The sequence below is a fragment of the Cyanobium sp. N5-Cardenillas genome (assembly GCF_024345515.1).
In the GTDB taxonomy this organism is placed as follows: Bacteria; Cyanobacteriota; Cyanobacteriia; order PCC-6307; family Cyanobiaceae; genus Cyanobium.
The window spans coordinates 1-10904 of the sequence record NZ_JAGQBG010000098.1 but is presented as its reverse complement, the minus strand read 5'-3'; the positions used below and the strand labels follow the sequence as shown (position 1 = coordinate 10904).

The 10904-nt window shown below is 73.0% G+C and carries 10 protein-coding genes, 1 tRNA gene and 1 pseudogene; 5 read left to right on the top strand and 7 right to left on the bottom strand.

The features are described 5' to 3' along the window. The 4 genes from KBZ04_RS09225 to miaB form a co-directional block, all read right to left on the bottom strand. Positions 1–768: cell division protein FtsQ/DivIB (locus KBZ04_RS09225; protein ID WP_254991660.1), on the bottom strand; the 768-nt coding region annotated here is incomplete at its 3' end. Between the two features lie 59 nt (positions 769–827). Next, on the bottom strand, positions 828–1238 hold the full coding sequence (locus KBZ04_RS09220) for a hypothetical protein (protein ID WP_254991659.1): 411 nt from the start codon (positions 1236–1238) through the stop codon (positions 828–830). Next, complete coding sequence (locus KBZ04_RS09215) at positions 1235–2350, bottom strand: D-alanine--D-alanine ligase family protein (RefSeq protein WP_254991658.1); 1116 nt, start codon at positions 2348–2350, stop codon at positions 1235–1237. The genes KBZ04_RS09220 and KBZ04_RS09215 overlap by 4 nt, the downstream gene beginning before the upstream one ends. A gap of 26 nt (positions 2351–2376) precedes the next feature. Continuing rightward, entirely contained in the window at positions 2377–3786 is a 1410-nt protein-coding gene (gene miaB, locus KBZ04_RS09210; protein ID WP_254991657.1) for a tRNA (N6-isopentenyl adenosine(37)-C2)-methylthiotransferase MiaB, read from the bottom strand. Positions 3787–3864: 78 nt separating this feature from the next. Here miaB and KBZ04_RS09205 point away from each other — a divergent pair, with 78 nt between their 5' ends. Together KBZ04_RS09205 and KBZ04_RS09200 are read left to right on the top strand one after the other, a co-directional pair. Then, the gene (locus tag KBZ04_RS09205) at positions 3865–4944 is read left to right on the top strand and encodes a dipeptide epimerase (RefSeq protein WP_254991656.1); all 1080 of its coding nucleotides are present in this window, start codon (positions 3865–3867) and stop codon (positions 4942–4944) included. Beyond that, a pseudogene (locus tag KBZ04_RS09200) lies at positions 4931–5976 on the top strand (DUF1611 domain-containing protein). Before KBZ04_RS09205 ends, KBZ04_RS09200 begins: the two are co-directional and overlap by 14 nt. A 35-nt stretch (positions 5977–6011) precedes the next feature. On the opposite strand, the gene KBZ04_RS09195 reads toward KBZ04_RS09200, so the two are convergent. Beyond that, positions 6012–6084: transfer RNA gene (locus KBZ04_RS09195), tRNA-His, on the bottom strand. Here KBZ04_RS09195 and KBZ04_RS09190 point away from each other — a divergent pair. Genes KBZ04_RS09190 through KBZ04_RS09180 form a run of 3 tightly spaced genes read left to right on the top strand, consistent with a single transcriptional unit; the run spans position 6071 to position 9223 of the window. Then, positions 6071–6562 (top strand): DUF4359 domain-containing protein, encoded by a 492-nt coding sequence (locus tag KBZ04_RS09190; protein ID WP_254991655.1) that lies wholly within the window; start codon positions 6071–6073, stop codon positions 6560–6562. The genes KBZ04_RS09195 and KBZ04_RS09190 overlap by 14 nt on opposite strands. Positions 6563–6594: 32 nt before the next feature. Next, on the top strand, positions 6595–7851 hold the full coding sequence (locus KBZ04_RS09185; RefSeq protein WP_254991661.1) for a cytosine deaminase: 1257 nt from the start codon (positions 6595–6597) through the stop codon (positions 7849–7851). Then, positions 7844–9223, top strand: a complete 1380-nt coding sequence (locus KBZ04_RS09180; RefSeq protein WP_254991654.1) for an FAD-binding oxidoreductase — start codon at positions 7844–7846, stop codon at positions 9221–9223. Before KBZ04_RS09185 ends, KBZ04_RS09180 begins: the two co-directional genes overlap by 8 nt. 18 nt (positions 9224–9241) lie before the next feature. On the opposite strand, the gene KBZ04_RS09175 is transcribed toward KBZ04_RS09180, so the two are convergent. After that, positions 9242–9820: a pentapeptide repeat-containing protein gene (locus KBZ04_RS09175; protein WP_254991653.1), complete on the bottom strand. Its 579-nt coding sequence runs from the start codon at positions 9818–9820 to the stop codon at positions 9242–9244. After that, a partial coding sequence (locus KBZ04_RS09170) for a bifunctional folylpolyglutamate synthase/dihydrofolate synthase (protein ID WP_254991652.1) occupies positions 9817–10904 on the bottom strand: 1088 nt, incomplete at its 5' end. The genes KBZ04_RS09175 and KBZ04_RS09170, both read right to left, overlap by 4 nt.

The following is a 10904-nucleotide window of genomic DNA, read 5'->3' as shown; positions in this document are numbered from 1 at the left end:
GGATCCGCCGCGGTGGCCCAGGCTCAGCTCGGGCTGTTCGGGATCGCTCAGATCGATCAGCTGCGGCGGGGCTCCCTTCATACTGGTCGGCAGGCTGCGGCTGAGGTGGGCGACCACCTCCAGCCGCCGGGGCAGGCGGGCATCCGGCGGGCCCAGCCGCACCTGGCCCAGCTGGGTCATGGTGAGCCACAGGCTGCCGTCCGGTTCGAAGCGGATTTCCCGCAGACCGGGACCCAGCACCTCCCGTTCCTTCAGCACCCTGGCCAGCACGGCCCGGTGGCGGGCGTTCCAGCCGACCACCAGCAGGGACAGGTCGCCCTGGCTGCGCACCCCCATGTGCTGGCGGATGCTCATCCAGTTGCCCAGACCATCCACAAAGCCCATCTCCGGGCCGCCATCGGTGCGGCGCTCCGCCCGGGCCACAGCCTCCCGGTCCTTCAGTTCCACCCGCAGCCGCGGCGGCAGCATCAGCCGGCTCACCCTCACCTCCTTCACGGGCAGGGCCCCCATCAGGTCGCTGGCCACCTGGCGCGGCTGCAGGGCCATCAGGTGCTGGGGGAAGCGCAGCCCGGCCGCGGTGATCACCTGGTCGCGGCTCACCACGGCGCTGCCCATCACCTCCACCTGGGCAGGCTCCCGGAGGGTCCAGCCCTGCCGCAGCAGCAGATAGCCCAGGCCGGCGGAGACGGCGCTGAAGACCAGGATGCGCCAGAGCAGGCGCAGGCGCTCGCTGCGGCGCTGACGGCGAAGTTCCTTGCGGCGCAGCACCCCGGGAGGCAGCGGCGCTCCCGGAGAAGGGGGTGCGCCCTGCGAAGAGGGGGCCCGCTTCACAGCTCGCAGCGGGAGCGCGCCATGAGCTCATCCATCCAGGTCCGGGCCCGGCGGGCATCGGCGAAGGGCAGCTCCGCCTGCTGGCCACCGCCCACCAGCCGCAGCCGGCAGGCCCCCTCGCTCTCCTCGGTGAGGGGGGCCTCTCCGGAACTGAGCGAGAGCAGCTCGACCATTTCCAGGCGCTTGACGCTGAAGGAGCCCACCGGCTGGAAGCTGCCGGCCACGAACTTGCTCCAGCTCAGTTCCCCCTCGATGAGCCGGGCGGCCCCACAGCCGTCCAGCTTGGCCAGTTCGGCACCGCTGGCCCAGTCGCGGAAGAGCTGCTGCCGTCGCCGCTCGATCCAGCCGAGGGCCACCAGGAGCACGAAGGCCGCCAGCAGGGGCAGCCACAGCAGGCCATGGATCATGGCGCCGTACCTTCCACGTTCAACCGCTGCCCCGATCCTCCCGCGCCCAGCACCAATTCGTGCACCAGGTCGGGGAGTGGACATCCACTGGCCTCCCACAGCATGGGGTACATGCTCTGGCTCGTGAAGCCCGGCAGGGTGTTGATCTCGTTCAGCCACAGGCTGCCTGTGGCCTCGTCGTAGAAGAAATCGACCCGGGCCAGGCCCCCGGCGGCCACCGCCCGGCAGGCGTCGAGTGCCATCGCCCGGGCCCGGGCGCTCACCGCCTCGCTCACCACAGCGGGGATCACGGTGTGGCTGAGCCCCTCGCTGTATTTGGTCTCGTAGTCGTACCAGTCGGCATCGAAGCGGATTTCGCCCAGCACCGAGGACCTGAGCCCGTCCCCCTGGCCATCGGCGCGCTGCAGCACGGCACATTCCAGTTCCCTGGCCTTCACGCCCTGCTCCACCACCAGGCGTCGGTCGAGGCCCGCGGCCAGCTCCAGGCCCGCCAGCAGGGCTGCGCGGTCGCCGGCCTTGCTGATGCCCACCGAGGAGCCCATGTTGGCCGGCTTGATGAAACAGGGGTACCCCAGCTGGCTCTCCAGCCGCTCCAGCAGGGCCTCCCGGTCACCTGGGCTGGCGTCCAGCTCGGACGCCTCGACACAGGCGTAGGGCACCTGGGGCAGGCCGGCGGCGGCGAAGGCGGCCTTCATGGCCTGCTTGTCCATCCCCAGGGCCGACCCCAGCACCCCGGAGCCCACGAAGGGCACCCCCATCAGGGTGAACAGTCCCTGGATCGTGCCGTCCTCCCCGTTGGGGCCATGCAGCACCGGGAACCACACCTCCATCTCCAGGGCGCCGTCGGGGAAGCCCCGGAAGCCCCCAGGCTCCTCCGGTCCTGGCAGATCCCCGGCTTCGGCCGGCAGGCCCCGCTCCAGCACCGCCGTCGCCACGGCCTCGGGCCACCAGCCGCCGCGGCGGTCGATGTAGAAACAGCTGACCTGGTAGCGCTCGCCATTGGCGCCGCTGCGCAGCCCCCGCAGCACGGTCTGGGCCGAGCGGATCGAGACGGCGTGTTCGCCGGAGGCTCCCCCGAACACCAGGCCGACGCGGGTGGGGTGGGGGGCCATCGGCACAGGGAAGAGGGCCAAAGGTATCAGCGACCCGGTTCCCGGCCCAGGGGCCGGCCGCTGAGGCTGAACGGCCGCACCGTCTCGATCAGCACGTCCACCAGATCCCCGGGGCCGTAGGGCCGGCCATCGCCGGGGTCGGCGGCGAAGAAGGTGAGCCGGTTGGTGCGGGTGCGGCCCATCAGCTGATCCGGATCCCGCGGGTTGACCCCCTCGGCCAGCACCTGCTCCCGGCGGCCCAGGTAGCGGGCGCTGCGCTCCGCAGCCACCCTCTCCACCAGGGCGTTCACCTCCTGCAGCCGTTCCACCTTCACAGCTTCCGGTAGCTGGTCGGGCCAGTCGGCCGCCGGCGTGCCCGGCCGCGGCGAGTAGGCGGCGGTGTTGACCTGGTCAAAGCCGACTGCCTCGATCAGCTCGAGGGTGCGGCGGTACTGGGCATCGGTTTCGCCGGGGAAGGCCACGATCACGTCGGCGCTGATGGCCGCATCGGGGAGGCGCTGGCGGATGCGGTCGATGATCCGCCGGTAGCGCTCCACGGTGTAGCCCCGGGCCATGGCCCGCAGCACGTTGTCGTCACCGCTCTGGAACGGGATGTGGAAGTGCTCGCACACCTTGGGCAGGTCGGCGCAGGCGTCGATCAGCCGGTCGGTGAAGTAGCGGGGGTGGCTGGTGGCGAAGCGGATGCGCTCCAGGCCCCGCACGTCGTGCACCCCCCGCAGCAGGTCGGTGAGGGTGTGGGCCCGCCGGCCCTCGGCGGTGATGCCGGGCAGGTCACGGCCGTAGGCGTCGATGTTCTGGCCCAGCAGGGTCACTTCCCGGAAGCCCCGTGCCGCCAGCCCCTCCATTTCCAGGCGGATGGCCTCGGGCAGGCGGGACTGCTCCCGGCCCCGCACCGCCGGCACCACGCAGTAGGTGCAGTGCTCGTTGCAGCCGTAGATGACGTTCACCCAGGCGCACACGGCGCTGTCCCGCCGTGCCGCGGTGATGTCCTCGAGGATGTGGTGCTCGTCGGTGGCGACCACCTGCTGGCCGGACTCCACCCGGGTGAGCAGGGTCTCGAGCCGGTTGGCGTGCTGGGGACCCATCACCAGATCCAGTTCCGGCACCCGGCGCAGCAGGGATTCGCCCTCCTGCTGGGCCACGCAGCCGGCCACCACCAGGGTGAGGCCGGGGTTGGCCCGTTTGCGCTGGGCCTGCCGCCCCAGGTAGCTGTAGACCTTCTGCTCGGCGTTGTCCCGGATCGTGCAGGTGTTGTAGAGCACCAGATCGGCCGTGTGCTCGTCGTCGCCCGGGCTGTAGCCCATGGCTTCGAGGATTCCGGCCATGCGCTCGGAATCGGCCTTGTTCATCTGGCAGCCGAAGGTGGTGATCCAGTAGCTGCCGCGCCGTGCCGAGGGCGCCTGGTCGGCCTGCGGGCCGGAAACGGTGGCTGTCATGGGATCCAGTTTCCGCTATCGCCCCTCCCCGTGAGCGGGGAGGCTGTGGCAGCGTGAAGACCCTGGACCCTTTCCGGAATGCGCTGCCGTCTGAGCCGCTTTCCCCTCACCAAGGCGGTGCCCCTGGCCATCAGCCGCGGCACCACCGCTGCCGTCGAGCACCTGTTGCTGGAACTGGAGCACGACGGCATCACCGGCCTCGGCGAAACCGGCGGCTTCGACACGGGCCCCAGGACCTACACCACCGAAGCCCTGGCGGCTGAGCTGGAGGCGATTCTGCCGGCCCTGGAAGGGCTTGGGCCGGCACCGTTCCAGACCGTGGAGCCCCTGCTGCAGGCGTTGTCGTCCCCGGCCCGCTGCGCCGTGGATCTGGCCCTGCACGACTGGTGGGGGCAGCGGCTGGGGCAGCCGCTGTGGCGGCTCTGGGGCCTGAACGACCGCGCCATCAGCCCCACCAGCGTCACCCTTGGCCTGGGCAGCGAGGCGGCGGTGCTGGAGCGGCTGGAGCGCTGGTGGGGCCAGCTGCCGGCCACCCGCATCAAGCTGAAGTTGGGCAGCCCGGAGGGCCTCGACCACGACCGGGCGCTGGTGCGGGCGGTGGCCCAGGCGCTGGAGCGGCGCCACCAGAGCGATGGGGTGGCCAGTGAACTGCAGGTGGATGCCAACGGCGGCTGGAGCCTGGAGCAGGCCCTGCCGATGCTGGGCTGGCTGGATGCCCAGGGCGTGGTGCTGGTGGAGCAACCGCTGGCCCCCCTGGAGGATCCGGAGGCCGACTGCGCCGCCTTCGCCTCCCTGGAGCTCGACTGCCCCATCGCCCTGGTGGCCGACGAGAGCTGCTGGAACCTGGCCGACCTGGTGCGGCTCGCCCCCTACGTCGACGGGGTGAACATCAAGCTGCTCAAGAGTGGCGGACTGTCGGAGGCCCTGCTGATGGCGAGGGCGGCGCAACGCCTGGGGCTGGGCGTGATGCTGGGCTGCTACTCCGACAGCGCCCTGCTCAACGGCGCCGCCGCCCAGCTGCTGCCGCTGGTGCGCTGGCCGGACCTCGACAGCCACCTGAACCTGGTCGACGACCCCTTCACCGGCCCCGTCCTGGACGGTGATCGGCTGCGGCCCGCCGCGTCCCCGGGGTTGGGGGTGATCCGTGCTCGGGGCTGACGTCCCGATCGTGCTGCTGCAGCACGGGGGCCTCGACAACCTCAGCGGCAAGACGGGCCTGGCGATGCTGCGCTACCGCCAGGGACCGATCGTGGCGGTGGTGGATCCGTCCCATTCCGGCGCCGATCTGAAGCAGCTCACCGGGATCGACCGGGCCGTGCCGGTGGTGGGGAGCCTGGCGGAGGCGCTGCCGTTCGCTCCCGAGGTGGCGGTGGTGGGACTCGCCCCCTCCGGCGGCCGCCTGCCCGAGGGAATGGGTGCCGATGTGGCGGCCTCCCTGGCGGCGGGCCTGTCGCTGGCCAGTGGTCTGCACAGCCGCCTGGGGGACGACCCGGCCCTGGTGGCCCTGGTGCGGCCGGGACGCTGGATCTGGGATCTGCGCCGGGAGCCCCCCAACCTGACGGTGGCCTCCGGCCGTGCCGCCGGACTGCCGGGCCGCCGGGTGCTGGCGGTGGGCACCGATATGTCGGTGGGCAAGATGAGCGCCTGTCTGGAGCTGCAGGCCGCCGCCCGGCGCCGTGGCCTCGACGCCCGCTTCGTCGGCACCGGCCAGGCCGGCATCCTGATCAGTGGCGGCGGGGTGGCCCTCGATGCCGTCCGCATCGACTACGCCGCCGGCGCCGTGGAAGGGGCGGTGCTGGCCGCCGCCGCGGACGCCGGCCCGGACACCCTGGTGCTGATCGAGGGCCAGGGATCCCTCTGCCACCCGGGCTCCAGTGCCACCCTGCCCCTGATCCGGGGCAGCCAGCCCACCGACCTGGTGCTGGTCCACCGGGCCGGTCAGCGCACGGTCCAGCGGTTGGGGGCCTTCCCCCTCCCCCCCCTTGGCCAGCTGATCGCTGCCGTCGAGGCCCTGGCGGCCCTGGGACGGCCTGGGGGCTCCGGGTGGCCGCCATCGCCCTCAACACCGCCCTGCTGGACGGGCCGGCGGCGGCAGAGGCGCTGGAGGCGACGGCGGCGGCAACGGGGCTGCCCTGCGTCGATCCGGTCCGGCAGGGGGGCGAGGCCCTGCTGGACCTGTTGCCGGGCTAAAAAAGAAGCCCGTCGCCGAAGCGCCGGGCCTGAAGGGCGAGCGAGGGGACTCGAACCCCCGAATGGTGGCGCCACAAGCCACTGCCTTAACCACTTGGCGACGCCCGCCGCGGTCTTTGCCAATGTATCAAGTGAGCCCGCCGGCCCCCCCTTGCCACCGCCGACCACCGCCACCCGCACCGTTTCCGGCCTCCTGGGCCTCACCGCCGTTTCGGCGGGCCTGATCGGACTCGCTGTCACCAACCCCGGCCCCGCCGCCTTCGAGGAGTTCGCCGCCGACAAGCTGACCGAGCTGGCCAGCGAGGAGCTGTGCCAGAACGAAGGGCTGCCGCTGCTGGCCCGGTTGCTGATTCAGAACTGTCCGGAACTGGTGCGCTCCCAGCGCAAGGTGCTGGGCCGCCTGGCCCGGGACAATTCGCGTCGCTACAACTTCGGCCTGCTGAGCCTCTACGGCACCAGGCTGGGCGGGGAGAAGGTGCTGCCCAACTGGAGTATCCCCCGCTATGACGCCGTCACCCTGGCGGTCGCGGGCCATTTTGTGCTGCTCACCGCCGGCGAAAGCGCGCCGGGGAGCCCGATGCCGTGAGCGACCCGCCGCCGGCCGGCCTGCTGCCGCCGATGCGCCTCCCCAGGGCCCTGCTCGATCCCCTGGCCCGGCTGCCGGCCGCCGACGACCAGGGGCTGGTGGCGGTGCAGCTGGAGCAGGCCGACGGCCGGATCCGTGCCATCCATCCTCTGGCCGCTGGCTCGCTCACCTCCCTGCCCCTGGCGCTCACGCCACTGGTGGAGCCCCATGCCCACCTCGACAAGGCCTTCAGCGCTGAGGCGTTCCCCAATCCCGACGGCACCATGGCCGGAGCCATGGCGGCCAATGGCCGGGAAGCGGCCGAGCGACGGGCCGATGGGGTGCGACGGCGGGGAGAGCGAGCCCTGGAGCGGGCCTGGCGCTACGGGTTGCGGGCGATCCGCAGCCACATCGACAGCCTCGGTCCCTGGGCCACCCCCAGCTGGGAGGTGCTGCTGGAGCTCCGCGACCGCTGGCATGGCCGGGTGGAGCTGCAGCTGGTCGCCATGGTGCCGGTGGCCCACTGGAGCACGCCAGAGGGTGGGACCTTCGCCGCCTGGGTCGCCGCCCGCGGCGGCCTGCTGGGGGGGGTGGTCGGCGCCCCCTTCCGCTCCACCCCGGCCGACAGCGCGGCGCTGCTGGCCCTGCTGCGGCTGGCGGAGCGCCTCGGCTGCGGGGTGGATCTGCACGTCGATGAGAGCGCTGAGGAGCATGGCCGGGGCGTGGCCCTGGTGAGCGTCCTGCTGCGGCGGCACCGCATCGTGGTGCCGCTCACCTGCAGCCACGCCAGCAGCATGGCCCTGCTGGCCGATCGGTCCTGTCGCCGTCTGGCGGAGGCGATGGCGGACGCGGCGGTGGGGGTGGTGGCCCTGCCCACCACCAACCTGTGGCTGCTCGGCAAACACCAGCGCCGCACCCCGTCCCTGCGGCCCCAGGCGCCGATCCGCCAGCTCCAGGACGCCGGCGTGACCGTGGCCGTGGGGGGCGACAACGTGCAGGATCCCTGGTTTCCGGGGGGAGATTTCGATCCGATCGCCCTGCTGCGCTTCAGCCTGGCGGCCAGCCACCTGGTGCCCTGGCGCCGGCTCGGCCTGAGCCCCTTCAGCACCGCGGCGGCCCGGCTGCTGGGCCTCGACTGGGACGGGGTCCTGCGGGAGGGGTCCCCGGCCGATCTGCTGGTGCTGGGGGTCTCCTCGTGGGGGGAGCTGCTGGCCCGTCCTCCCCGGCGGCGGGTGCTGCGGGCCGGCCGCTGGCTGGAGCCGCCCCCCTGCGAAGAACCGTCCCCCCTGCTGACCACCTGCCATGGATGACTACAGACCGGTTGATCCCGATCGGATCCGGGCCCTGGTCGACGAACTGGCGGCCAGCCCGCTGGCGTTGACGCCGATCCTTGCCCCCGCCGAGCTGGGCCGGCTCTCGGCCGACTTCCACGATTATTCGCCCGTGCTGGAGCCGCTGCTCAAGGGCCGGTGCGCCCAGCTGGCGGTGAAGGTGGAGCGGCTGGAGCAGGTGATGGCGGTGGCCGGCGCCTGCGCCCGCCATCGGGTGCCGTTGACGCTGCGGGGTGCCGGCACCGGCAACTACGGCCAGTGCGTGCCCCTGGCCGGGGGGCTGGTGCTCGACATGGGCGGCCTGAACCGGTTGCGGTCGGTCGACCCGGCCAGTGGCGTGATGGAGGCGGAGCCCGGCTGCATCCTGGCCCACCTGGACGGCCAGCTGGCGGCCCATGGCCGGGCCCTGCGGCTGGCCCCGAGCACCTACCGCAGCGCCACCCTGGGGGGCTTCATTGCAGGTGGGTCGGGCGGCCTGGGGTCCCTGCGCTGGGGCTTCCTGCGCGATCCGGGCCACCTGCTGGGGCTGGAGGTGGTGACGCTGGAAGACGAACCCCGGCTGCTGCACCTCGACGCCGCCGCCAGTGCGCCCCTCAACCACGCCTACGGCACCAACGGCATCCTCACGGCCCTGCGGCTGGCCACCACCGAAGCGGTGGCCTGGGAGCAGGTGGTGGTGGGGTTCGCCAACTGGGCGGAGGCCCTGGAGGCCTCCCGGGAGCTGCCCACCACCGCCCTGCTGCTCAACGCCCTCTGCCTGCTCGAGGCCCCGGTGGCGGCCCGGATGCCCTGGCCGACCGGCTGTCCCGCCGCTGCGCCTGGTGAACACCGGTTGCTGCTGCACGTCGCCCCCGACAGCCTGGAGCTGCTGCCCGGCTGGCTGGCGGCCCGGGGCGGCCAGCTCCGCTGGCGGGGCCCCCGCCCGGAGGCGGGTCGGGGTCGGGGCCTGCCCCTGGGGGAGCTCACCTGGAACCACACCACCCTGCACTGGCGGGCCCAGGCCCCCGACTGGACCTACCTGCAGCTGCTGCTGCCCCGGCCGGAGGCGCCCCTGCTGGAGGCGGTGCACCGGCGCTGGGGCAGCGATGTGCTCTGGCACTTGGAGGGGGTGCGCTACATGGGGGCACCGCGGCTGACGGCCCTGCCCCTGGTGCGCTGGCAGGGAGCCCAGGCCCTGGCCGACCTCGTTGCCCAGTGCCGCGGGCTGGGGGCGGTGCCCTTCAATCCCCATGTCATCACCGTCGAGGACGGTGGTCTGGGGGTGGTGGATGCCGATCAGGTGGCGGCCAAGGCCGCCTATGACCCGGCCGGCCTGATGAACCCAGGCAAACTGCGGGGCTGGGTGAGGTAGGGAGGTGCGCCCAGCGTCTCAGCCGCAGTCCAGGCTCAGGCGGGTGTCGGCGCCGGTCACCGGATTGGTGCCGCTGGCGTCGCGGCAGAGGTGACGCTGGTCCACCCGGTCGAGCAGGGCGTCGGTGAAGTCCGCATTGGTGACCGTGGCGCCGGTGAAGTTGCTGCCGGAGGCGATCGCTCCGCGCAGCACCGCGCCGGTGAGGTCGGTGCCGCTCATGTCCACCTTGTCCATCAGGGCATCGCTGAGATCGGCACCGCGGAAGTCGGCCTCGGGGAAGGCCGCCTGGGTGAGGATCGCCCCGTGCAGATCGGCCTCCCTGAAGCGGGCCTGGCGGGCCGTGGCACCGGCGAAGGAACTGCCGGCCAGCTGCTGGCCGCTGAAGTCCTTGCCGCTCTGGTTGGTGAGGGTGTAGTCCACCCGGTCCTGGCCGTCGGCCCGGGCGCCGGGGGCGGCCAGCAGGAGGGGGCCAAGGAGCACCAGCGCCAGCAGCAGGGGCAGGAGCCCGGCGACGAGCCCCCCCAGGAGGGTCCTGGCCCGTGGTCTTCCTGGGCCGCAGGCGGGCCTGGGGGCATCGGATCCGATGGCCGTCGTCATGGGCCGTGGCTGCCGGGGACCTCCCCAGGCTGGCCCAGCGACGGGGCTTCGTCAGCCTCGTGGGCATCGAGCAGCGGAAGGACAGCGCCGAGCAGGAACAGGGAGCCGGCCACCAGCGGCAGCGGGCCGGGGGCCAGCAGGCTGTCCAGTCCGGCCTCCAGGCTGGCGGCCTCCTCGAGCTGGTCGGCCAGGCCGGGGCAGGCGGCTGCCAGCTCCTGCCGCGACCAGCTGGCATGCTCCGGCACCGGCACCACCACCGCCCGATCACCGGGCCGCAGCAGCAGCTCCAGCATCACCGCCCCATCCTTGTGGCGCTGGATGCCCAGCAGCCAGCGGCGTGGCCGGCCGCCCGCCAGGCCAGCATCGAGCCGGTCAAGTTCCCGGCGCAGGGCGGCCGCCGCCGGGGGATTGTGGGCGCCATCGATCAGCAGCTCGCGGCCCCGCCAGCGGTGGCTCTCCAGACGCCCGGGCCAGCGGGCCGCCGCCAGGCCGGCGCGGACCATGCCTTCGTCGAGGGGCCTGCCGGCCAATGGACCGTCCGGGGCCGTCAGGGCCCGGGCCATGGCCACGGCCACGGCGCCGTTGTGGCGCTGCAGCTCCCCCGCCAGACCCAGGTCGGGTCCGCCATCGGCCACGGCGGGCAGGGGGTCGAGCCACTGCAGGCTGGCGCCGCAACGCAGCGCTTCAGACTCCAGCACCCGGCGGGCCTCGGGCTCCTGGGCGGCGCTGAAGGCCCGGCAGCCCGGCCCCATCACGGCCGCTTTCTCGGCGGCGATGGCCGCCAGGGTGTCGCCCAGGTGTTCGCGGTGGTCGAGGCCGATGGCCCCGAAGCCGATCACCGGCCGCTGGGGGTGGACGGTGGTGGCATCGAGCCGTCCCCCCAGGCCCACCTCCAGCACCGCCAGATCCACCCGCTCGCGGGCGAAGTGCGCAAAGGCCGCCGCCGTGATCAGCTCGAAAGGGGTGAGCCGGTGCTGGCGGGCCAGGGGCTGCCAGCGGGCCAGGTCGTCCCGCAGGGTGGTGGCTGCGATCCAGGCGTCATCGATCTGGATGCGCTCGCACCAGCTCACCAGGTGGGGGGAGC